The organism is Burkholderia sp. BCC1644, from assembly GCF_902833225.1.
Lineage (GTDB): Bacteria > Pseudomonadota > Gammaproteobacteria > Burkholderiales > Burkholderiaceae > Burkholderia.
In genome coordinates, this window is record NZ_CADFEI010000007.1 from 14,308 (window position 1) to 37,668 (window position 23,361).

Consider the following 23,361-nt stretch of genomic DNA (forward strand, 5'->3'; position numbering starts at 1 on the left):
CGCCCGGATTCCCTGAAAGGAGTATCGAGATGAAAGCCGTTGGACTGACCCGCTATCTGCCGATCGACGACCCGCAAGCCTTGCTCGACGTGGAGCTGCCGCAGCCCGTGCCCGGCCCGCGCGACCTGCTCGTGAAGGTCGAGGCGATCTCCGTGAATCCGGTGGACACCAAGGTGCGCGCGCCGAAGCCGCAGGTCGAGGAGACGCCGCGCGTGCTCGGCTGGGATGCGGCCGGCACGGTGGTCGCGGTCGGCGCCGACGTGACGCTGTTCCGCCCCGGCGACGAAGTGTTCTACGCGGGCAGCATCACGCGGCCCGGCGCGAACAGCGAATTCCACACGGTCGACGAACGGATCGCCGCGCTGAAACCGCGCACGCTCGACTTCGCCGCGTCAGCCGCGCTGCCGCTCACGGCACTGACCGCGTGGGAAGCGCTGTTCGACCGGCTGCACGTGTCGCCGCAGGGCGCGGACGCCGGCAAGTCGGTGCTGATCATCGGCGGCGCGGGCGGCGTGGGCTCGATCGCGATCCAGCTCGCGAAGACGCTCGGCAAGCTGCACGTGATCGCGACCGCATCGCGGCCGGCGTCGGCCGACTGGGTGCGCTCGCTCGGCGCGGATGCAGTGGTCGACCACTTCGGCGACCTGCCTGCGCAGCTGCGCGAGGCTGGCCACCCGAACGTCGACTACGTGCTGATCTTCAACGACACGGATCGTCATTTCCCTGCCGCTGCGGAAGTAATCCGGCCGCAAGGCGGCATTTGCACGATCGTCGAGAACGAGAAGCCGGTGCCGGTCGAGCTGCTGAAGGCGAAGAGTGCCGCGTTTCACTGGGAATTCATGTTCACGCGTGCCATGTTCGAGACGCCGGACATGATCGAGCAGCACCGGATCCTCGGCGAAGTCGCGCGGCTGGTCGACGGCGGCACGCTGCGCACGACGCTCGGCGAACAGCTCGGCACGATCAACGCGGCGAACCTGCGGCGCGCGCACCAGTTGCTCGAGGCCGGGCGTTCGATCGGCAAGCTCGTGCTGAGCGGTTTCTGAAACCGTCGCCCGCGTAAGGTTGCGACGCCGCGAATGCAAGCGGGGTAACACCCGATGCGTTTGCGGCGCATTGCACCCCGCTTGGCGGTAGACTGGCAGCGCATCATGCATCGAAAACCGCGCGGCACGCGCGTGCCGCCGCATTACAAGGAGGTCAGCATGAGCCAACGCAGCTTGTCAGTCGCCGCATCGTGGTCGGTCGTGTTCGCGGCGGCGTGCGTCAGCGCGAGCGTATTCGCGGCGCCGCCGGTCAAGGGCAGCCTGAAGGGCGGCGGTACCGGACAGCTCGAATACACCGTCAAGGTCGACTCGAAGACCTTCGGCAACACGCAGGAGACCCGCAAGATCCGCTCGGGCGAGACGGACGATTTCAACTGGAAGTCGGTGCCGCCGAGTGGTGCGGTCGCGATGCCGGACGGCTGCCCGAACGCCGACAACCTGCCGCGCGACGCGAACGGCGCGATGGTGCGCCAGACCCAGGTGCGGCTCGCGCCGTCGGTCGACGCGAAGGGCGTCGCCAACGTGCAGATGAGCTTCCAGGCGGCCGCGCCGAAGGGCACGCGCAGCGTGACGGCCGGCGGCAAGTCGCTGCAGTGCCCGGACGTCGTGTCGCTGAGCCAGGTCAAGTGGGTGTCGATTCCGACCAACGGCGGGTCGAAGTCCGTGGCGATGAGCGACGGTACCAGGGTGACGGTGTCGATCAAGCGCTGAGCGGCGCGCGCGGGCCGGCATTTCGTCCGGTGCGCGCGCAACGGATTCGCGGGCGGCGTGAACGGGGCGGCACGTGAGCGTTGCGTGCTGCCATTCCGATGTTTCCCCGACGCCTTTCGCGGCAGGGTGCCGCTGCCGTGCGGCAGCGGTGCGTGACGTCATGCAGATGTCACGTCATGCTCGCCCGCATCCTGTCCTTCCCGCAAGACTCCCGATGAAACTGCGAATGCGCGTGCTGCTGTCTGCCATTGCACTCGTCGCCGTGCATGCGCACGCGGCCGACGATTGCAGCTTCGTGAAGAAAGTCGAGCTGCCGTCGCGGCAACAGGTGGCCGTCGTGTCGAGCGGCGCGCTCGAACCGTGCTCGACCGGCAGCTACGCGGTGCGTGTGTATTCCACCGCACATGCGGCGCCGGGCTTCGATACCGACGATTACGTGACAGGCATGCTGCATGCGCGTGATGGTACGGTCACCGATGCGTTCACGGCCGACCTTGGCGCACGTGCGCCAAAGGCACTCGTGGTGACGACGCGCTCGGCCGGCAGCGGCGGTTATGTCGGCGCACAGGCCTATGTGGCGACGCAGCGCGCAGTGCGGCTCGTCGCGTCGGTCGACGGGCTCGCGCCCGATGCGGACGTCGCGGCCGCATTGCGGCAGGCGATCGGCAAGCGCCGCGTCGCGCGCTGACCGCACACTGCGCGAACGCAGCGCGCGGTACCTGCGCGTGTCAGTGCGCGCGCTCTTCGAGCCGCGACGCGAGAAAGCGGTGATCGGCCGAGAACAGCCGGCGATAGGTCATCAGCACCGCGCCGACGGTGCCGAGCGCGGACGCCGCGGCGATCAGGAACATGATCACGATCTGGTAGCGCACGGCCTGCAGCGGCGACTGGCCGGCGAGCACCTGGCCCGTCATCATCCCCGGCAGGCTCACGACGCCGACGACGGCCATCTGGTTCAGCGTCGGCAGCATGCCCGCGCGCACGGCCTGGCGCGCGGCGTCCTGCGCGGCTTCCCAGCGCGTCGCGCCGAGCGCGAGCGCCGTTTCGACGCGGTCGCGGCGCGCCGTGAGCTCTTCCATCATTCGCTCGACGCCGAGCGACACGCCCGTCAGCGTATTGCCGAGAATCATCCCGAGGATCGGAATCGCGTATTGCGGCGCGAACCACGGATGGATGCGGATCACGACGAACAGCCCGACCGCCGCGACGAACCAGCTGCTGAACCAGATCGACGCGATGCTGTCGATGCGCTGGCCGCGATACGTGCGCTTGCCGCGGCCCGCGCCGGCGAAACCGGCGATCAGCGTCATCAGCGCGGTGAGCGGCAGCACGACGTACCAGTGCGGATGACCGAACACCCAGCCGAGCACGTAGCCGATCGCGAGCAGCTGTACGACGGTACGCACCGCCGCGAGCGCGAGCTTGCGGCCGAGGCCGAGCGACAGCGCTGCCGAGATCGCACCGTTGACGGCGACGAGCGCGGCGGCGATGCCGACGTCGACGAGGCTCAGGTCCTGCAGTGCCGGGCTCATTGTGCAGCCTCCGTCGGGTTCGCGACATGCATGACGCCGGCCTGCATCACGAGCCGCATCGTGCCGATCCGCGCGGCCTGGGCTGGATCGTGCGAGATCCACATGTACGCGCGGGCGTCGGGCGCCGCGTCGAACCACGCGCCGACGAGCGCCTCGATCGCGCGCGCCGATTCGGGATCGAGCGCGGAGGTCGGCTCGTCGAGCAGCAGCACGTCGGGATCGAGTTGCAGCACACGCAGCAGCGCCGCGATCTGCGCTTCGCCGCCGGACAGGTCGCTCGCGCGCTTGTCGAGAAAGTCGGGGCCGCGGCCGGCCTGCGCGGCGAGTGCTTCGGCACGCGCGCGATCGAATGACGCGTCGCGATAGATCGCGAGCGAATACGGATAGCGCAATTGCGATTCGACGGTGCCGTCCATCTGCGCGGGGCGCTGGCGCACGTACGCGACGCTGCGCCGGTAGCGCGGGATCGCGCTGCGCCGGATCCCGTGGCCGCGCCACAGGATGTGGCCGCCGTCGAGCGGATCGAGCAGTGCGAGCGCACGCAGCAGCACGCTCTTGCCCGATCCTGATGGTCCCGTGATAGCAATTCGCGATCCCGCTGCGAGGCTGAAATCGGTCGGGGCGAGCAGGATCTTGCCGCTGCTGGCGTCGCGCCGTGTAATGCGCTGTGCATCGATGAGGCCGGTGGGGGCTGTCATGTCACAAATGAAAAAAAGCGTTAATAGCGCCGAAACGTCACCATGGCGTGCGTCATAATACCGATTGAAAAGCCGCGGGTGTCGTGTGCCGTTCGTCCACGCAAGCGGCCCGGCATGGTGCGGCAACATTTCAGAACAACAACGGAACCGCCATGACGCTTACCCGAGCCATCGGCAAATCGGCTGCATGGATCGTCGGTATCGTCGCGGTGCTCATCGCGGCGGCCGGCGTCTTTCTCTTCACGTTCGACTGGAACCGCGCGAAGCCGTGGGTCAACGAACAGGTGAGTGCCGCACTCGGCCGCCCGTTCGCAATCAACGGCGATCTCAAGGTCGGCTGGCGCCGCCCCGACGGCGAAACCGGCTGGCGTGCCTGGGTGCCCTGGCCGAGCTTTTCGGCCACGCAGCTCGAGATCGGCAACCCCGACTGGGCGAAGACGCCCAAGTTCGTCACGCTCGATGCCGCGCACTTCGATCTCGCGATCCTGCCGCTGCTCGCGCATGAAATCGTCATCCCGTCGATCGATGTCGTCAATCCGTCCGTCGACCTCGAGCGGCTGGCCGACGGACGCAATACGTGGACCTTCCAGTTCAAGCAATCGTCGCAGCCGTCGCCGTGGAAGGTTCGGCTCGAGAGTTTCGGCTTTGCCAAGGGCACCGTCACGTATCGCGATGCGATCACGAAGGCCGACCTGACCGTTGCGATCGATACGCTCGGCCAGCCGATCCCGCTCGGCGATGTGCTGAAAGAGCAGGAGCAGACGTCGCGCGCGGCGTCGGCGCAGCGTGTCGGCAAGCATGGCGCCGCGCAACTGAGCGCGAAGGCCAACGCGGAGGTCGCGTCGAGTGCGTCGGCCGCACAGGCGGCGAGTGCGGCGTCGGCGACGGGTGCGTCGGCTGCGGCTTCCGTTGCTTCGGCTGCTTCCGGCTCGCCTGGTTCGTCCGCGTCTTCCGCTTCTTCCGCGTCGACGGTTGCTGCCGCATCCGGCGCAAGCGGCGCCGCCGCTACACCCGCAAAGCCGTCCGGCCCGACCTATGCGTTCGGGCTGAAGGTCGACGGCCGCTACAAGAACGTGCCGATCAACGGGACCGGCAAGCTCGGCGGCGTGCTTGCGATCCAGGATGCGTCGCGGCCGTTCCCGCTGCAGGCCGACGTGAAGGCCGGCGACACGCGGCTCGCGATCGTCGGCACGCTGACCGATCCGATGCATCTCGCGGCGATCGACCTGCGGCTGTGGCTGCAGGGCACGTCGATGTCGCACCTTTACCAGCTCAGCGGCATCACGCTGCCCGATACGCCGCCTTACGCGACCGAAGGGCGATTGATCGGCAACTTCAAGCGGAAGGCCAGCACGTTCCGCTACGAGAACTTCAACGGCCGTGTCGGCGGCAGCGATCTCGGCGGCACGCTCGTCTACGAGCAGCGTGAGCCGCGGCCGAAGCTGTCGGGCGAGCTCGTGTCGAACCTGCTGCAGTTCTCCGATCTCGCACCCGTGATCGGCGCGGATACGGCAGCGAGCAAGGCCAAGCGTGGCGACACGACGAAACAGCCGTCGAGCCGCGTGCTGCCGGTCGAGACGTTTCGCACCGACCGCTGGCGCGCACTCGATGCAGACGTCAAGTTCACGGGGCGCAAGCTGGTCAAGAGTTCGGACCTGCCGATCACCAACCTGTACACGCATATCGTGATGCAGGACGGTGTGTTGTCGCTCGAGCCGCTGCAGTTCGGCGTCGCGGGCGGCACGCTCGCGACCACCGCGCATCTCGACGGCAGCGGCGCGCCGTTGAAGGGCCGCTTCACGGTGGCTGCCCGGCACCTGAAGCTGAAGCAATTGTTCCCGGCACAGAAGGTCATGCAGTCGGCGCTCGGCGAGATCAACGGCGATGCGTCGCTGTCGGCGACCGGCAACTCGCCGGCCGCATTGGCCGCGACGTCGAACGGCGAAGTGAAGGCGCTCGTGACGGATGGCCGCATCAGCCGCCTGCTGATGGAAGCGGCCGGGCTGAACGTCGCGAACGTCGTCTACGAGAAGCTGTTTGGCAACAACGACGTGAAGATCAACTGCGCGGCGATCGATTTCGTCGCGACCAACGGGATCCTCGACCCCAAGGTGTTCGCGCTTGATACGGACGATGCGCTGATCAACGTCGATGGCCCGATCAGCCTGCGCGACGAAACGCTGAACCTGAAGATCCACCCGCACACGAAGGGTTTCCGGATCTTCTCGCTGCGCTCGCCGTTGTATGCGAAGGGCACGTTCAAGAACCCGGACGTCGGCGTCGATGCGACCGCGCTTGCGCTGCGCGCCGGCGCGATGATCGGTCTCGGCCTGATCAACCCGTTCGCGGCATTGATTCCGCTGATCGCGCCGAGCAACAACAAGGACGTGCCGTGCTCGGAGCTGTTCGGGCAGATGAACGCGAAGGCGGCGCAAAGGGCGGCCGCGAAGGCCGGCAAGTAACGGGCGTCAGCGGCCCGCGCGCACCCAGAGCAGCAGGACGTCGACCTCCCGGCCGTCGAGCCGGACCGGGGCGGCGGGGCCGAGCTGCAGGCGATCGCCGTCGAGCACGGCGACCCGCTGCTGGACGTTGCCGATCCAGTTCGGGAACAGGCTGACGTCCATTTCGTGCGTCAGCGTACCGTCGTCGGCGACCTGAAAGGGGCCGGAATAGGCGATGTAGCCGCGGGCGGCCGCCGCGCACGCCTCGTCGGTGCCGTGGTGCGGGTCGCCGTTCGCGTAGGGCGGCCGGCCGGCGGCCATCAGCTGGGCGGACATGTAGCCGTCCGGCGTATAGAGAATCCAGCCCCGCGCGTCGCGGCCGAGCGGATAGGTGGCCGTGCCGCCGTCGCGCGGCCGGACTTCGTAGGACACGAGGCGCCATGCGCCGACGAGTTGTTCGCGAAGCAGGCTGGCAGGCATGATGCGGGATTCCGGTGAGGCGGTGGCAGGGCGCGTGCCGCGGTGTTGGCGGGGCCGCCGGGCGGCGGGCCAGGGGGCCGGAATGCGCTGCCGGGGCGGGGCGGTCGGCAGTTTCTCCGACACCTGCTAAAATACACGGTTTTCCGTCGATTTCTCTCTTAACGGGACCTGCTGTGCTTTCTACTGCCAACATCACGATGCAATTCGGGCCAAAGCCCCTGTTCGAGAATATCTCGGTCAAATTCGGCGAGGGCAACCGCTACGGTCTGATCGGCGCGAACGGCTGTGGCAAGTCGACGTTCATGAAGATCCTCGGCAGTGACCTCGAGCCGAGCGCCGGCAACGTCGCGCTCGAGCCGAACGTCCGCCTGGGCAAGCTGCGCCAGGACCAGTTCGCATACGAAGACGTGCGTGTGCTCGATGTCGTGATGATGGGCCACACCGAGATGTGGGCCGCCATGACCGAGCGTGACGCGATCTACGCGAACCCGGAAGCCACCGACGACGACTACATGCACGCGGCCGAGCTCGAAGGCAAGTTCGCCGAATACGGCGGCTACGACGCCGAAGCGCGCGCAGGCGCGCTGCTGCTCGGCATCGGCATCGAGGAGAAATTCCACACCGGCACGATGAGCGACGTCGCGCCGGGCTGGAAGCTGCGCGTGCTGCTCGCGCAGGCGCTGTTCTCGAAGCCGGACGTGCTGCTGCTCGACGAACCGACCAACAACCTCGACATCAACTCGATTCGTTGGCTCGAGCAAACGCTCAACGAGTACAACTCGACGATGATCATCATCTCGCACGATCGTCACTTCCTGAACTCGGTGTGCACGCACATGGCCGACATGGACTTCGGCACGCTGAAGGTCTGGCCGGGCAACTACGACGACTACATGCTCGCATCGGCGCAGGCGCGCGAGCGCCAGGCCGCGGCGAATACGCGTGCGAAGGAGCGCGTCGCCGAGCTGCAGGACTTCGTGCGCCGCTTCTCGGCGAACAAGTCGAAGGCCCGCCAGGCAACCAGCCGTGCGAAGCAGATCGACAAGATCAAGATCGAGGAATTCAAGCCGTCGTCGCGCCAGAACCCGTTCATCCGTTTCGAGTTCGAGAAGAAGCTGCACAACGTCGCGGTGGTGGCCGAAGACATCACGAAGAAGTACGAGCGCACGATCTTCCAGAACTTCAACCTGTCGGTTCAGCCGGGCGAGCGCATCGCGATCATCGGCGAGAACGGTGCGGGCAAGACGACGCTGCTGCGTTCGCTGCTCGGCGCGCTTGCGCTGGAGCACGGCACGGTGAAGTGGTCCGAGAACGCGAATGTCGGCTACATGCCGCAGGACACGTACGAGGAGTTCCCGAACGACATCACGCTGATGGACTGGATCGACCAGTACCGCAAGGACGGTGACGACGAAACGATGGTGCGCGGCACGCTGGGCCGCCTGCTGTTCTCGTCGGACGACATCAAGAAGTCGGTGAAGGTGCTGTCGGGCGGCGAGAAGGGCCGCATGATCTGGGGCAAGCTGATGCTCGGCCGCCACAACGTGCTGCTGATGGACGAGCCGACCAACCACATGGACATGGAGTCGATCGAATCGCTGCAGATCGCGCTCGAACAGTTCGAAGGCACGCTGATTTTCGTGTCGCACGACCGCGAGTTCGTGAGCGGGCTGGCGAACCGGATCATCGAAGTGCGGACGGACAGCACGCTGTTCGACTTCGGCGGCAATTACGAGGAGTTCCTGACGAGTCAGGGGCAGGAGTAAAGCCCCCGGTTTGTCCCAAGACTACTGTTCATGTGTCCCGGATTGTCCCGTGGAATTGTCCCGTTGGGACAGCGGTTGCGCGGCCCTCTAGAGGACACTAAGCGGCGCGCGTAAGGCGTACCGCCAGAAATACGAAAGGCCCACATCGGCAGTTAGTCGGTCTGGGCCTTTTCATTTATACGCGCCGAGCTCACTAGTCTTCAGATGAGACAGCGCCTTTACCCGCTGCTCCAATGCGGATTAAGTCTTCGAGCGCGCGCGTTGACATGCCCGTCATTGTAATCCTTGTACCTTTGGTGCTTGCGGCCGCAGCAATTCGAATTAAGTCGTCGGTAGCGGACTTAACGTCGATACGAAATCCGCCATCGGCAGCAGCTAGCGTATGCGGGGCGGTGGCGATTAGCGCGTGACGCTCCTAACAATCTTCGACAATCTGACAAGTCGCGCTGCTACACGGGCTAGATTGATTTCCGTCGAGGACACCTGTCAACAATGACAGGCCTATGACTTGCGCCTGATTGACAGCCGAGAAAGTAGCTCGTAAGGTGCATTTTCGGTGGTCTGGCGACCATTGATTTGTGAGATTCCCGCTACGTCGTCTGCGCGGTTGTAGAGTAGAAATGCCGGTTCAGTACGATCTCTCGAATAGGCGTGATGTCCCTCGAACCCGACGCCGAATTCTTTGTGTTCGCGTCGGTTTTTTCGCGTCTGCATCGCGGGAAATTTGTTCGTCGGCAGTGCATGTCGGACAGATTTGTTTAACGGGGTAATGAGTAGCGCAACAAGATAGGGCGACCGCCGTAACCTGAGAAGACCAACAACAATGAACCCCACAGAACTTGTTCGCGCCGTCGCGGCGCAGTTCCCGAACTTTGAACGATTGCTGTCTGGCTTCACGCAATCCCGCCGCTTGCTTCAAGTGACGTTCGCGTCTTCTATGGGGCTGCCGGGCGATGCGGTGCTGCCGCATCAACTCACGGCAAGCGAAGGCATATGCGAGCCGCTTCGGTTCACGTTGCAAGCCCTATCGAGCGATATATCGATGCCGCTGAAGGCGTTTATCGGTGCGCCTGTTGCGCTCCAAGTGGGCGATATCGCGGGGGCCGAACGGACCATTTGTGCAATCGTTTGCGAGGCGCGACAACTCGCCGCCGATGGCGGTTTTGTGCTTTACGAATTTGTGTGCACCGATGCCCTCTCGCTGCTTGATCGCCGCGTGACGTGGAGAGTGTTCCGCGATGTGTCCGTGGTGGACATTTCCCACACGATCATTCAAGAACACACGACCGGGAATCAAATCATCGGCGCGTCGTTCCGACTCGATACAAGTGCGCTCGGCACATATCCAAGTCGCGGGTTCACGATGCAGGCGAAGGAAAGTGACCTCGCATTTATGACGCGCATGTGGCGTCGCGAAGGCATCAGTTGGTACTTCACCCATGCAATTGAGAACGGCGTACCGATCCATACATTGCACCTTGTCGATAAGCCGGGTACATGGAGGGCGAACCCGGCCGGGGTTGTGCGCTTCAATCGTGCGGACGCGACGGAACCGGACGATACGGTTTTTGCGTGGGAAGCGTATAGAGAAATTACTTCCGGCGTCGTTTATGCCGCGTCACACGACTATCAAACCGCTGGCGTCAACCAACTAGACGCCGCAACTTCGCAGAATCAAGGTGAACACGGCAAGGCTCTTGCCGCTACGCTGACCGAATACTGGTATGACTCTCCGCACATCGCGGAGAATGCAGACCACTATGAACAGGTCATGCAACGGCGCCAGCTCGCACTTACGCAAGGCGCAAAGCACTTTGCGGGTCAAAGCGTCGTTCGTGCGTTTGTGGGTGGTGCAGGCACGATCTTTTCGTTGACTGGTCATCCTGAGATCGACATGCATTCGGCCGAAGATCGCCGTTTTGTGTTGACGCACGTTGAGACACGCGCGCGGAACAGTCTTCTTCCGAATTCGACCAACAAGGGTCGATTCGAAATCGAAGAAGATAGCCCGATCATCAATCGCTTCGAGTGCGTGCGTGCATCGACGCAGATCGTTCCATTGTGGGACGCATCGTGTGTTCCGTCCGTCGGTCCTATCAGTGCACGCGTAGTCGGTAATGGTGAAGTTGACGTAGACGAGCAAGGTCGGATAAGCGTGCAATTCCTGTTCGCGCGGCGAGACGACCACCCCAATAGCGGGGCGAGTGGAACGCCGCGCGATTCGGCCCGTGTTCGCGTAGCGCAGCCGTGGGCGGATGCGCAATCCGGTACGGCATTCTGGCCGCGCGTCGGGTCCGAAGTCTTAGTGCTGTTCATGCAGAACGATCCGGATAAGCCGATTGTTGTCGCAAATATGTTCGACGCGCGCCATGCGCCAGTGCAGTTTGCTGGTGCAGGCAACCTGCCCGACAATGCGCCGATATATGGCATACGGACGAAGGAAGTCGGCGGCCTTGGTTACGGCGAGCTTCAATTCGATGACACGACGGCGCAAACAAAGACCAAGCTATCGTCGGAACACGGCAAGACACAACTTAATCAAGGATGGATCGGCCATCCTCGCGACAAAGGCGTGTCAGACAAACGCGGCGAAGGCTTCGAACTGCGTACCGATTTAACCGGGGCGATCCGCGCCGCACGTGGAATGTTGCTTTCAACGGACGCCCGCAACAATGCGAGCGGCCGCGTGCTAGATCGGGCGGAATTGACCGGTCAATTGGAACTCGCTCTGTCCATCGCGAAGCGGCTTAGTGAACTGTCATCGACGCATGACGCGTTCGAAACGGATACCGGTCCGCAAGAGAAATTGACGAAGGGAATTAGCGATTGGAAGGACGATGGCGGCGCAGCAGCGATTGGGATTACCGCGCCGGATGGCGTCGCGATGTCTAGTGCAGCAAATGTCCTGACGGTCGCCGGGGGACACGTCGAATCCGTAGCGGCGCAGGATGCAAACATCAGTGCCGGTCGGCGAATTCTGATGCGAGCCGCACAGGGCATTTCCGCATTCGCTAAGGCGGGTATGAAATTGATGGTGGGATCAGGCGACCTGACCATACAGGCGCATCAAGGCAAGGGCGAAATCGGTACGTCCGAACGCCTGCATCTTTACTCGCTTGAAGAACTGATTCTGGAAGCGCCAAAACTCGAACTGCGAACCAACGGCGCGGTCATCAAAGTCGAGAATGGGATAATTGTTCAGTCATCGACCGGTGAGCATCGGATCGAATCGAGCGGTTTTCAGGCTGTTACAGGCGGTGGTGGTACGGCCGACCTGCCGGTTATGCCGTCTTCATCCATGAAGACTGACGAACGGTTCAAGGTAGTCAGTCCAAGCGGCAAGCCATATGCCGGACTCTCGCACAAGGTCACTGATGACGCTGGTGGCATCCGCGATCAAGGCAAGCTTGCGGCCGATGGCACGCACTCGCTGATTGCAAACGATAGTGAAATTCGCCCGGTTACGTTCCGGCCGGTTGACTGACAGTACAGAAGAAGATCGATAGAAATGGCTACCGCAGATACTGCAAGCGAGAATTCCGAATGCGGGGTGAAACAAGCATACCGTCGCGTACCGCTTCGGTTCGACGTAAACGGAAACCCGTATTTTGATAGTGTGATGAGTCCGGAATCGTTCAAAGTGTGTGCGCTTGGCAAGTTGCCGCCGCGACACGTCGTCCCGGTTATCTTCGTGCCGGGCATCATGGGAACGAACCTCTGCGGTAACGATAAAACAACGAAGCCAGGCGAGCCTGCATGGCGTCCACCTAACGGCAAGATGGCCGGACTTGGTGAATGGTTTCGGCGATTGCATCAAAGTCCTGCGGCTCGACAACTGCAGATCGGTCCGGATCGGGTCAAAGTGGACACTAGCGGAAAGGTGAGCATTCCGCGCTATCTATTCACGATGACGAATGATGAGGCGAAGCGTCGCGGATGGGGGGAGGTGCATTTCGACAGTTACGGTGGGATTCTGTCCGAACTAGAACTTGCGCTTAACGAACCGTACATCGAACCCGAACTGCCATCCGACGGACAGAAGCCGCAGGAAGTGTGGCAAGTCGCACAAACACTTGAACGAGTTGTTAAAGATAAAAAAATCGACGTTCGGAAGGAGTGGAACGCGCAGGACGTGACCATCGAACCGCTCGCGTCCGAAGAGTTCTCGCGCCTTACCGACTACTACTATCCGGTGTGGGCGTGCGGGTATAACTGGCTCGCGTCGAACGATGCGTCGGCGGATCAACTCATCCAACGCATCAACGAAGCGGTTGCGTACTACAAGAGGGGTTCGTACTGGATTTCTACCGGCAAGGTCATCATCGTTACGCATTCGATGGGTGGACTCGTTGCGCGTCGTGCGGCACAGAAACTGAGCGGTGCGGCAAGCACATCGACGGGCAGTGATGGCGACGTGGGTGGACCGGAAAAAGCAGATGACTCGACTGAAGCTGGAGCCAAGCCGCAGAATTCCGGGGGTGCGTCGGGAGAATCCTCTAGCAGCGTAGTAGGCGATGCGGGGCCGGATACGGTGTTAGGTGTCGTTCACGGTGTGCAGCCAGTGGGCGGTGCTCCAGTTGTATATCGACGCTTTCGTGCAGGCACGGAAGTAAATGGGACTTTTAACATTGAAGCCGCTTTAGTCGCAGAGATTATGGGATGGAGTGCGGCTGATATCGTATGCGTGATGGGGAACTCGTCCGGCCCGCTCGAACTGTTGCCGACAAAACATTATGCGGCAGGATGGTTGAAATTCGCGAGATACGCGAATGGGAAAAAAAGCGACGCGATGCCCGCGCTTCCGGTATCCAATCCATATTCTGAAATTTACGCCACCACAGTGAAGGATGTTTGGTGGGGTATGGTAAATGAAGACCTTATTAACCCGGCCGGATTGGATAAAGATACGGGGAGGAAGGACATTGCACGCTATACCGCAGCAATCGGAAAGGCGGAAGATTTTCATGATGCTTTGAGGTTGTACTGCCACCCGGTTACTTACGCGTACTATGGCGCGGATAAAAAGCAAGTGTCTTTCGGGAATGTGACTTGGTCCACAAAAAATGAAGTTGGCGCTGAATTTGAGTGGAAGTTGCCGACTATCAAAACCGATGATTTCGATTTGTTCGGAAAATCAGTCTTGAAGATCAATCAGCAAAAGGCAACGTTTAAGTTGGAGAATGCGCCGCCGCCGCCGAAAGATGACCAGCACGGCGATATAGAGTTCTCAGGGGACGGGACGGTGCCCTTCGATTCCGGGAGTATGATTGCAGACAGCGGCTCGAAGCCGATCACGTTCCGAATGACGGGATTCGACCATCAAATGTCATACAACAATGGACCGGTGCGTGAGTGTGTATTATGGTGTATCGGAAAGATCGTGCAACTAGCGCCGCCGGTCCAGCAATCAGGCGCGTCTACAGAAGGGAACGCATGAACATGCGGCGATTACTGACATTAATTTTAATTTTGTTTTCTGTAACTTGCATGGCTGGTGAACCGAACATGAATGATTCGAAGACATATTGTGTCGGCCGATATCTTGTCGATGTGCCGGCGAACGCCGAGCTATATGCGCAATTGGGTGAATATATTTTCGGCCCCGTTCAAACGAACACTCGCTACGCAAATCTCTCCGCCTTCCAAAAGAGAATGCAAGAAAGAGAGATGGGTCTTAAAAAACCTAAAGGAAAAAGTGATCTCGTTCTGGATCGTGCGATTGATTTGCAGGGTAATGGGACGGTTTTTCTTAAATCTACTGTCCTCTATGGTAGAAAGATAGATGGATTTGAGGCGTATAAGTGGATCAATGGGCGTACGTTTTTTATCGATATCGATGGGTTTGATCCGGATAAATACGCAACGATGACCGAAAAGCTGCAGAGCAAGTTTTTACCGAGTCTTCGCGCCCGAACTCCAAATGAAATTCCTGCGCAAGCGGGGTTTTGCTTAAAAGACGGATTCTTTGCAGATGATGGGAAATCGCCACAACACGAAATCGCTTCTATCACGTTTAAACTTCCGAATGCGCCGGGGCTTCTCATACACATAACAACGATGACAGCAAAGCCGGACGAAAAAACATTGCTGCAACGTGTGGACAGCGGCGCTGTGCCGGGACCGCTGCAATCGCTTGCATCAGGTATTCGCACCTTGCGCCGTGGCGAACATGACGCGAATGGGCGCAAGGGGGAAGAAGGGCTATGGTCATTGCCGACCGACGCGGGGTTTCGTACATATCAGTTCCATTGGGAAGCGCAGGGGGAACATCTGCAACCTCTGAATCCGACACTTTCGGTTGAATTGACGACGCGAGACGATCAACGTCCGAACTTGACCGACGAGCAAGCAACGAAGATTTTCGAATCGATTGTGAACTCTGTACGGTTGCGCCCAACATCAGGCGCGGCAAAGTTAGGTGCCGCAGTTGTGCCGCTGCCCCCGCTCAACACCATTGTTAGAACGGGGGAGGCCTGTCCGCGTAGCGGCTGGTGGACGTGTCCCGAAGCGAACGGGCTTCAGATCGACGGCGGAAACCGGCAATACTTTGAACTCGGCTCAACCATGCCAATGGTTGACGTGTTGAGCCAACCGGGCATGCTGGATCGCGTGTTAGGGCGAGAATCGAAACATAGTGTGCCGACTACGTGGACACTCGTTGCGGTTGACGACGTTGCACCTCCGGAAGCGGACGACGAAACGCCGAAGGTATGATGGAGAACGACGACCAATGCGCAACGTTATTCGAGTAGGTGACGCGACCGACCACGGAGGGCAAGTGGTCGGAGGCGCTTTGAAATTTGACGTGGACGGGCGAGCGGTCGCCCGCAAGGGCGATCCGTGTATCTGCCCGATTGAAGGGCATCAAGTCTGCCTGATCGCGGAAGGCGACCCGAACTTTGTGGTTGAGGGGCGCCCGGTTGCGTTCGACGGCCACAAGACGACATGCGGCGCGACGCTGTGTTCAAGTGCGCAGGGATTCGGTATCGGCTAGCTGAAAAAACTGGCCATGCGATCGAAATGCGACACCGTTAGCGCTCGACGGTAAGCACATCGCGCATGAGGATGACGATGTGTTTTGCCCGGTGTGCAAGACGATCGGCAAGATTCAATGTGTCGGCCCGCGAATTCCGGTGACCGGGCCGGACGGTCGTCACGTAGCGCTGAATGACGATCTATGCGTCTGCAAGTGTTCGGCACCGCCGCTACTCATCCCGTCGCAGCAGGTCATGTCGATCAAGGTTTCAGAGTAAAACTAGTTTGCGTGTGCGTTAATCTCAGCTGCACGGCGCCAGAATAACTAAAGATTCCGGTGCGGCCGCCGTAAACGCATGTGATGTGGACGGGGGCGTCTTTCTCGTCAGAATTCGAATAACTAGCACACACTCTAAAAATGCCGAATAATCATCATAGTGGTCTTGTTGTCACCTCACTTATCGCAGCCTTAGTAGTAGCTGGCTGCAGCGGGAATACCCTTGATTGGCGCAATGCGCAGGTCAGCAACGGCAAAATCTACGAAGGTGACGCGAACAAGCCGTTCAGCGGTAAAGTCACCAATGTCCCGTTCGGCACCCTCTATAGCGGGCAGGCCGGATATCAGAAAATCGCGGGAACTGCCGGATCGATACTCGCTGTACTCTTTGGCTCATCGCTGCTATGCGATAGCGAAGTAGACGAAGGGTTGCCCGACGGAGACGTTACCTGCAAGCAGCCGCGATCGGATATCGTGCAGATTAAGGGGCATTTTGAAAAGGGGGTGATGGCCGGAAGCTTCACCATGTATGACAAAAGTGGCAAGAACGCTGTTCTTGAGGTGAGTTACAAGGACGGGCAACCCGATGGGACGCTGAAGCGATACGCGCCGGATACCGGGAAACTTGTAGTTGAGCAGTCCCTGTCCGTGGGGGTCGCCGACGGCAAGTACAAGGAATGGGATGCAAAGACGGGAAATCTGCTTGTAGAGCAAAATTTTTCACATGGTGTGCTCGATGGCGATCTCGTGCGCAAGGACGCTGACGGTAACGTCCTTGCGAAAGGGAGCTATTCGAGCGGAAAGTTCACGGGATTTGAATCGTTCTACCAGAGCTACAATTCCTACAAAGGTCCGGACTTCGTGATCGTGAAGGGAAGCAAGCAATACGAAGATGGAGTGCTCAAGAATGGCCCCGAATTGGATGCGGCCAACACGTTCGCATCCGACGTGCAGCATTGCGTTGACATGAAGAGTGATGAGGAATGGGCGAACGCACATCATCGTCCGACTAAAGACGAAACTCCGCCTCTTATCAATGCCTGTAAGCAGGAGGTCGCCAGTCACAAGGCTGCTGCCGATCAGGTCGCGATGGCGCCTAAGTCAAGCGCCGACGCTGATGATCGAAACGACTGGCCGAAGGAATCTAACGCGTGCACGTCTGCGTGGGAGGCCGCTTACCACAAGGCAAACGGTTCGGACGCACCCATCAATTATTCCCAAGAGTGGGAATTTGTAGATAACTGTCGGTCGGGGAAATCTCCGCAATCGTCATAGTGATGGCAGTCTATCAATGACCATCGCAGTTATGAAAAGTAAGCCGTGGGGTCGTGATGGTAGCGGACACCATTAATACGATTGGGTCAGGCCACGCCGCACGTGGCGTGACGCCGCCTGCTCGGTCGACCCTGAACCAGAACTAGTCCCGGTCGGAAGTGGAGATTTCCGGCTTGTGGCCCTGGACCCGGATTTTGGCCTGCCATTTGTACCCACGTTGAACGATAGTTGCCATTCTGACCTCCAGATAGTTACAGGAAATCAGATTGGGTCTGGCTGTCGCACGACCGCGAGTTCGTGAGCGGGCTGGCGAACCGGATCATCGAAGTGCGGACGGACAGCACGTTGTTCGACTTCGGCGGCAATTACGAGGAGTTCCTGACGAGTCAGGGGCAGGAGTAAGTGTCCTGAGTCGTACCTGAGCTGATGTATCCGAGAGGCCCGCCAAGTTGTACTTGGCGGGCTTTTTCATTTCCGCGTGCGCCGAAGCCCGGCAGCGTCGCGCATCCCCGTTTCCTCTGCTCAATCGACTTCGGGTAAATTACCCTCCGAACGCACGCCGCCATTCCCCATTCCGACCCGGAGCCGCTTCCCGATGCAGGATCATCCTCTCCCGCTCGACCTGTCCGGCCTTGCGCAAAGCCTGTACGCGCAAGGCACCGAGGAGGGCATTCTGTCGCGGCTGATGGAGCGGATCGCGCCGACCCACCGCTTCTGCGTCGATATCGGCGCGAGCGATGGCCTGCGCAACAGCAACACCGCGCGACTGCTGCGCGAACAGGATTGGGCAGGTGTGCTGGTGGAAGGCAGCGCGTACCGGTTCGGCAAGCTTGCCGCGCACTACGCAGGTGCAGAGCGCGTCCGGCTGCATCACGATCGCGTTCAGCCCGACACAGTCGATCAACTGCTCGCCGACGCGAACACGCCTGAGGACTTCGACCTGCTGTCGATCGATATCGACGGCAACGACTATTGGGTCTGGCGCGGCCTGCAAGCGTTCAAGCCGCGCATCGTCGTGATCGAATACAACCCGTATTACACGCCACCCGAGCGCTGGGTCATGTGCTTCAATCCGGACCACGAATGGGACGGCTCGACCTACTACGGCGCGAGCCTCGAATCGCTCGTGCATCTCGGCGGGCAGAAGGGTTACGAACTCGTCTGCTGCGACGACATGGGCAACAACGCGTTCTTCGTGCGGCAGGACCTGTATCCGCTGCTGGGCATCGCCAACAACGATCCGTCGGTGCTGTTCCGGCCCGCGATGTACAAGCTGCGCTACGTCGGGCACAACACGTTCCTGACCGGTCATCCGTATCGGCACGGGCCGGCCGAGCACATCTGAATGGACGCGCTCGCCGCCACCTTCGACGAGATTCGTGACGCCTACGCGCTCGGCCGCAGCGAGGCGCCGCGCCGGGTCAGCGAACGCGTGTGGCATTTACCGACCGGCAGCGGGGGCGGTGTGGCGGTCAAGCTCTACGCGTCCGGACATCATGCACGCGGGACCAAGGAAGCTGCTGTCCTCGCGCACCTCGAAACGCACGGCGATACCCGATTCCATGTGCAGACGCTGAAACGCACGACGTCCGGCGAGCCGCTGTGGACCGGGCAAGGATCGCACGCGATGCTGACGCGCTGGGAAGCCGGGCAGTTCAGAACCTACGATACGTTTTCACCGGCCGAATGGGACGCACTCGGTGCGAGTCTGGCCGCGTTGCATCTGAGTCTCGAACGGCTTCATCTGCCGTCGCTCGACACGATCCATGCGCGGCTGACCGCGATCGACGCGGATGCGGTGCGGCGCAGTTTGCTCGATGCGCTGAATCACGCACGATCGAACGACAACGCCGCGAACCTGCGCCGCTATGTCGATCTCGCGCTGCGCATGCTCGACCGCTACTATCCCGGCAGCATCGACGCGTTTCCCGCCGAGGATCCGCAACACCCGATCCACAACGACTACAACCAGTTCAACTATCTGTTTACGGGCACGCTGCCGCCGCTGATCCTCGATTGGGAAGCGTCGATCGGCGCGCCGCGCGAGTACGAGCTGGTGCGATGCCTGAATCATCTGCCACTTGAAGCGCCGCCGCTCGCGGAAGCGTTCGTGCGCGGATACCAGCGGGTACGGCCGGTGAATCCGGCGCGCATCGCGTGGGCGGTCGATGCCGCATGCCTGCAGCACGCGCTCAAGCTGTGGGTCGTTCAAGGCTGGCTCGACGATCCGTCGCGCTTCGCGTCGCACCTGAGCGGCGCGGTGACGATGGCGTCCGCGATGGTGGACGCGCGTGGCCATCTCGTCGATTTCTTTTCCCGTTGCACGGAAGCAGGAACCTGAAGTGAGTGCGAATCCGAACACGATCGCGAATCCGTCACCGTCCGGCGAGCGGCAGCATGTCTTCCCGCCGCCGCTCGATCGCGACTACCGCGTCGAAAACGGCCGTATCCGGACGCGCTCGCTGGAAGCGCATATCGTCGATCATTGCAACCTGACTTGTGCTGAATGCTGCTCGCTGTCGCCGCTTTTGCCCGAGTGGCATGCGAGCCCCGAATCGATCGAGGCCGATCTGCGCAAGGCTGCGAAGGTGTTGAGCCCGCGCATGTTCAAGCTGGTCGGCGGCGAGCCGCTGCTGCATCCGGCGCTCGTCGAACTGATCGAACGCGTGCGCGCGACGGCCATCGCGCCCGTGATCTCCGTCACGACGAACGGGCTGAAGCTCGGCGAGATGCCGGACGCGTTCTGGCAGGCGGTGGATGCGCTGACGATCTCGCGCTATCCGAAGCCGGCGCTTTCGCCCGACCTGGTCGCGTACGTCGAGCGTCAGGCCGCGCGTTTCGACGTGCGTCTGAACTGGAAGGTGCAGGACGTGTTCACGACGATGAATCGCGCACAGCCCGGCACGGACCGCGACGAAGCGCAGCGCCTCTATCACGATTGCTGGATCCGCGAGCGCTGCCATATGATTCGCGACGGCATGTTCTACACGTGCACGCGTCCCGCGCATTTCCATACGCTCTACAAGGGCGAGAAGGATTTTCAGGCCGACGGCCTGCCGCTGCGCGACGACGCAGGCATGCTCGACGCGATGCTCGCCTATCTGCAACGCGAGGCGCCGCTCGAGGCGTGCCTGCATTGCCAGGGCGGCAGCGCGCCGGTCGCGCCGCATCGCATCCTGAAACGCATTGAAGTGGACACCTTGAAGGCCCGTTATCCATGATCGTCGGCACACGCGACCCGTTCGGTTTCGATCGTCTTCACTACCATCCGCGCAGCGGCGGGTCGGCGTCCGGCATTCGCGCCGCGCTGCGTGCGGCGGGGCAACCGGCTGGTGCGCCGGACACGGCCGCCATCGCGGGCTACCTGAGCGGCGAGCGTCTCGTCGGCCGCACCGTGCTGCGCGACGTGCTTGCGGTGCCGCCTGGTCACGCGCTGATCCGTTCGCAGCAAGGGTTGACGGTGCAGCCGTGGCCGGAACGGCCTCATCACGCCGATCTGGATACCGTGCTGCGCGCGTCGCTGCAACGCGCGCTCGACAGCGGCAAGCGCGTCGCACTGGCGCTGAGCGGCGGGCTCGATTCGGCGCTGTTGCTCGCGCAACTGCGCGAACTCGGCGCATTGCCGCACGTGACGGCCTACATCCTCGCGACCGACATGCCCGGCTACTGCGAGCTCGACGCAGCGCTCGAACTTGCCACGCAGATGCAGGCGAACGTGAAGATCGTCCGCGCGAACGAAGCCGATTTCATCGCGGCGCTGCCGAGAACGACCCATGCGGTCGAGGAACCGATGTTCAACCTGCATCCGGTCGCGAAGCTGTTGCTGGCCGAGGCGATGGCCGCGGACGGCATCGAGATCGCGATTACCGGCGATGGCGCGGATCAGGTGCTGCGCCGTGACCAGTCGGCCAACTATTTGCCGCTGTGCCACGCGTTGTTCGATGCGGCGTCGGTCGACCTGCATCCGCCGTTCGTCGATGCGGCCGTCGTCGCGCATCTGACGAGCATCGCGCCTGACCCGAACAAGCAATGCCTGCGCGATCTCGGGGCGCGCCTGAACCTGCCGGACCGTCTCGTGCATGGCCCCAAGCGCGGGCGGCTCGCGCCGGCGATGGAACTCGGCACGCTGCTCGATCGCGACCGCACGCATGTGCTGGCCGACACGCTCGGCCTGGCCGCGCCCACGCTGCAGGCCGATACCGAACGCGTGCTGTGGGCGACGCTGACACTGATCCTCGATCATCTCGAGCACCTTCACCTCGATGCCGCGCATCGCCCAACCTGAGTCGCTCATGAAACGCATCCTGTTCTGCGTGGTGCCCGAGAAAGGCCACGTCAACCCGTGCATCGGTCCGGCCCAGCACCTGCGCGCCGCCGGTTGCGACGTCGCGTTCTACGCGCCGGCCGACATCAGCGAACAACTCGATGGCGCCGGCGACTTCGTGTTCGTCGGGCCGCGCGAGACACCCGAGCGCCACGACCTGTCGCGCGGCGCGAGCTTCGCCGCGAACATTCGCGATGCCGGCTGGCTGCGGCACTGGATCCGCACGCTGCTGATCGATCTTGCGCCGTCGCAGGTGGACGGCATCCGCGCGGTGCTGCGCGACTGGCGGCCCGACGTGGTCGTGATCGATCCGCTGCTTTATGCGGCAGCGATTGCCGCCGAGCTGGAAGGCTTGCCGTGGGTGTCGATGTCGAATTCGCTGAATCCGGTGCTGCCGGACGATCTCGATTCGGAACTGCTGCGCACGGTGCGATGGCTCGCGCCGGAACGCGCGAACCTGTTCGCACGCTACGGGCTTGACGCGCGCTTTCGCGGTTGCGATGTCCTGTCGCCGCACCTCACGCTCGCGTTCACGACCGACGCGCTGGTCGGTGCGCCGCCTCCGGGTGTCGAACTGGTCGGCCCTGCGATGCCGTCGGGCCCGCGCGGCGACGAGACGGCATTTCCGTGGGAGCGCATCGACGCCGGTCGCCCGCTCGTCTACATGTCGCTGGGCAGCCAGCTTTACTACCATCCGGACCTGTTCGCGAAGGTCATCGACGCGACGCGGGCGACGTCGGCGCAACTGGTGCTGTCGGTGGGCGAACTGGTCGATTCAGATCGGCTGCCGGCCGCTGACGAGCGCGTGATCGCGGTACGTTATGTGCCGCAACTGGCGCTGCTGCGACGCACGCACGCATTCGTCAGCCACGGCGGCGCGAATTCGGTAATGGAATCGCTCGCGTGCGGCGTGCCGATGCTGCTGTCGCCGTTCTGTAACGACCAGTTCCATTCGGCGCACTTCGTCGAGCGGGCCGGCGCGGGGTGCGTGCTCGATCTGCAGCAGGCCGGCGTTGCGGCTATCGCCGATGCGCTCGAGCGCCTGTTGCGTCCCGGTTCGTTGCGCGAGCACGCGGCGCGCATCCGCGCCAGCTACGAGCGTGACGGCTCGGCGGAGGCTGCCCGCCTGATCAGCGCACTCGCTTCAGGAAACCGCCTGGCGACAGCGTCATGAGCACGCGGTCCTCGATGTCGGAATCGACTTCGAACCGGTCGTCGCGCGCGAGAAATTCACGCGCGGCCGTGGCCGGGTTGTTGCCTCGGCCGTACGGTTTGCCGTCGAACATCGACTCGGGCAGATACTCCATGATGGTATCCATCACGATCGCGTAGCTGCCGGGCGTCACGAGCGGCGCATAGCATTCGAGTTCGCGCAGCACGTGTGCATGCGTATGCGTGAGGTCGAGGATCGCCATCACGCGCGCGCCGGCGCCGATCTGCGCGCGTACCGACGCGAGCGTGTCGGCTGAGCACGATTCGCCTTCGATCAGCGTCATGCGATGGGCGAGTCGGTGCGATTGGAGCCGCTGCCTGACTTCGTCGCGCAGGCGCGGCTCGATCGCGATCACGCGGCCGGGCTCGCCGGCCAGTTCCAGCATCGACGCGGAGAACACGACGCCGCCGCCCGCCGCGATGCCGGTCTGCACGATGCGATCGGGGCGCTCGCGCCAGATCAGTTCCTGGAGCGCGAGCATGTCGCCGGGCAGATGGAAGAAGCGCTCGCCGAGCCAGCGCGTCTGGAACAGATGGTCGAATTCGGCGGCGCGCGTCAGCCATTCGATATTGATGTCCCGCATGCGGGCCGAAGGACGCTCTGACATGGTCAATGCAACGAGT

19 protein-coding genes and 1 pseudogene are annotated in these 23,361 nt (G+C 62.1%); 16 read left to right on the plus strand and 4 right to left on the minus strand.

Features of this window, described 5'->3' with window-relative positions; genetic code table 11:
- The first annotated feature begins 29 nt into the window (after positions 1 to 29).
- From HWX87_RS15215 to HWX87_RS15225, 3 genes are all read left to right on the plus strand, one after another.
- Positions 30 to 1,046: a zinc-binding alcohol dehydrogenase family protein gene (locus tag HWX87_RS15215; RefSeq protein ID WP_176047882.1), complete on the plus strand. Its 1,017-nt coding sequence runs from the start codon at positions 30 to 32 to the stop codon at positions 1,044 to 1,046.
- A 159-nt stretch (positions 1,047 to 1,205) separates the two neighbouring features.
- Positions 1,206 to 1,757: a DUF6013 family protein gene (locus HWX87_RS15220; protein ID WP_176047883.1), complete on the plus strand. Its 552-nt coding sequence runs from the start codon at positions 1,206 to 1,208 to the stop codon at positions 1,755 to 1,757.
- Between the two features lie 214 nt (positions 1,758 to 1,971).
- Positions 1,972 to 2,445, plus strand: a complete 474-nt coding sequence (locus tag HWX87_RS15225; RefSeq protein ID WP_176047884.1) for a PliI family lysozyme inhibitor of I-type lysozyme — start codon at positions 1,972 to 1,974, stop codon at positions 2,443 to 2,445.
- A 40-nt stretch (positions 2,446 to 2,485) separates the two neighbouring features.
- On the opposite strand, the gene fetB is transcribed toward HWX87_RS15225, so the two are convergent.
- Both fetB and HWX87_RS15235 read right to left on the minus strand, forming a co-directional pair.
- Entirely contained in the window at positions 2,486 to 3,289 is an 804-nt protein-coding gene (fetB, locus tag HWX87_RS15230) for an iron export ABC transporter permease subunit FetB (protein WP_089467547.1), read from the minus strand.
- Positions 3,286 to 3,987 carry an ATP-binding cassette domain-containing protein gene (locus tag HWX87_RS15235; protein ID WP_176047885.1) on the minus strand — a complete coding sequence of 234 codons (702 nt, stop codon included), beginning with the start codon at positions 3,985 to 3,987 and terminating at the stop codon, positions 3,286 to 3,288. The genes fetB and HWX87_RS15235 overlap by 4 nt, the downstream gene beginning before the upstream one ends.
- A gap of 152 nt (positions 3,988 to 4,139) precedes the next feature.
- On the opposite strand from HWX87_RS15235, the gene HWX87_RS15240 reads away from it, so the two are divergent.
- Positions 4,140 to 6,449: an AsmA family protein gene (locus HWX87_RS15240; RefSeq protein WP_176047886.1), complete on the plus strand. Its 2,310-nt coding sequence runs from the start codon at positions 4,140 to 4,142 to the stop codon at positions 6,447 to 6,449.
- A 6-nt stretch (positions 6,450 to 6,455) separates the two neighbouring features.
- Here HWX87_RS15240 and HWX87_RS15245 read toward each other — a convergent pair whose 3' ends face one another.
- On the minus strand, positions 6,456 to 6,908 hold the full coding sequence (locus tag HWX87_RS15245) for a lipocalin-like domain-containing protein (protein WP_176047887.1): 453 nt from the start codon (positions 6,906 to 6,908) through the stop codon (positions 6,456 to 6,458).
- A 173-nt stretch (positions 6,909 to 7,081) separates the two neighbouring features.
- On the opposite strand from HWX87_RS15245, the gene HWX87_RS15250 reads away from it, so the two are divergent.
- From HWX87_RS15250 to HWX87_RS15300, 12 genes and pseudogenes are all read left to right on the plus strand, one after another.
- On the plus strand, positions 7,082 to 8,674 hold the full coding sequence (locus tag HWX87_RS15250) for an ABC-F family ATPase (protein ID WP_166964663.1): 1,593 nt from the start codon (positions 7,082 to 7,084) through the stop codon (positions 8,672 to 8,674).
- An 823-nt stretch (positions 8,675 to 9,497) separates the two neighbouring features.
- Positions 9,498 to 12,158, plus strand: a complete 2,661-nt coding sequence (locus tag HWX87_RS15255; RefSeq protein WP_176047888.1) for a type VI secretion system Vgr family protein — start codon at positions 9,498 to 9,500, stop codon at positions 12,156 to 12,158.
- A 24-nt stretch (positions 12,159 to 12,182) separates the two neighbouring features.
- Positions 12,183 to 14,111, plus strand: coding sequence for a hypothetical protein (locus tag HWX87_RS15260; RefSeq protein WP_176047889.1), 1,929 nt, complete (start codon positions 12,183 to 12,185; stop codon positions 14,109 to 14,111).
- Complete coding sequence (locus tag HWX87_RS15265) at positions 14,108 to 15,388, plus strand: T6SS immunity protein Tli4 family protein (protein WP_176047890.1); 1,281 nt, start codon at positions 14,108 to 14,110, stop codon at positions 15,386 to 15,388. The genes HWX87_RS15260 and HWX87_RS15265 overlap by 4 nt, the downstream gene beginning before the upstream one ends.
- 16 nt (positions 15,389 to 15,404) lie before the next feature.
- A complete protein-coding gene (locus HWX87_RS15270) occupies positions 15,405 to 15,668 on the plus strand; it encodes a PAAR domain-containing protein (protein ID WP_176047891.1) in 264 nt (87 codons plus the stop codon).
- Positions 15,669 to 15,696: 28 nt separating this feature from the next.
- Positions 15,697 to 15,927: pseudogene (locus HWX87_RS38025) on the plus strand (PAAR domain-containing protein); the annotation flags it as partial.
- Positions 15,928 to 16,067: 140 nt separating this feature from the next.
- Complete coding sequence (locus HWX87_RS15275; protein ID WP_176047892.1) at positions 16,068 to 17,201, plus strand: hypothetical protein; 1,134 nt, start codon at positions 16,068 to 16,070, stop codon at positions 17,199 to 17,201.
- Positions 17,202 to 17,796: 595 nt separating this feature from the next.
- Positions 17,797 to 18,546, plus strand: a complete 750-nt coding sequence (locus HWX87_RS15280) for an FkbM family methyltransferase (protein ID WP_176047893.1) — start codon at positions 17,797 to 17,799, stop codon at positions 18,544 to 18,546.
- Positions 18,547 to 19,542, plus strand: coding sequence for a phosphotransferase (locus HWX87_RS15285; RefSeq protein ID WP_176047894.1), 996 nt, complete (start codon positions 18,547 to 18,549; stop codon positions 19,540 to 19,542).
- Between the two features lies 1 nt (position 19,543).
- Positions 19,544 to 20,422 carry a radical SAM protein gene (locus HWX87_RS15290; RefSeq protein ID WP_176047895.1) on the plus strand — a complete coding sequence of 293 codons (879 nt, stop codon included), beginning with the start codon at positions 19,544 to 19,546 and terminating at the stop codon, positions 20,420 to 20,422.
- Positions 20,419 to 21,486: an asparagine synthase-related protein gene (locus HWX87_RS15295; RefSeq protein ID WP_176047896.1), complete on the plus strand. Its 1,068-nt coding sequence runs from the start codon at positions 20,419 to 20,421 to the stop codon at positions 21,484 to 21,486. Before HWX87_RS15290 ends, HWX87_RS15295 begins: the two co-directional genes overlap by 4 nt.
- A gap of 7 nt (positions 21,487 to 21,493) precedes the next feature.
- Positions 21,494 to 22,699: a glycosyltransferase gene (locus tag HWX87_RS15300; RefSeq protein ID WP_176047897.1), complete on the plus strand. Its 1,206-nt coding sequence runs from the start codon at positions 21,494 to 21,496 to the stop codon at positions 22,697 to 22,699.
- On the opposite strand, the gene HWX87_RS15305 is transcribed toward HWX87_RS15300, so the two are convergent.
- Complete coding sequence (locus HWX87_RS15305) at positions 22,656 to 23,345, minus strand: CmcI family methyltransferase (RefSeq protein WP_176047898.1); 690 nt, start codon at positions 23,343 to 23,345, stop codon at positions 22,656 to 22,658. The genes HWX87_RS15300 and HWX87_RS15305 overlap by 44 nt on opposite strands.
- Between the last annotated feature and the right edge of the window lie 16 nt (positions 23,346 to 23,361).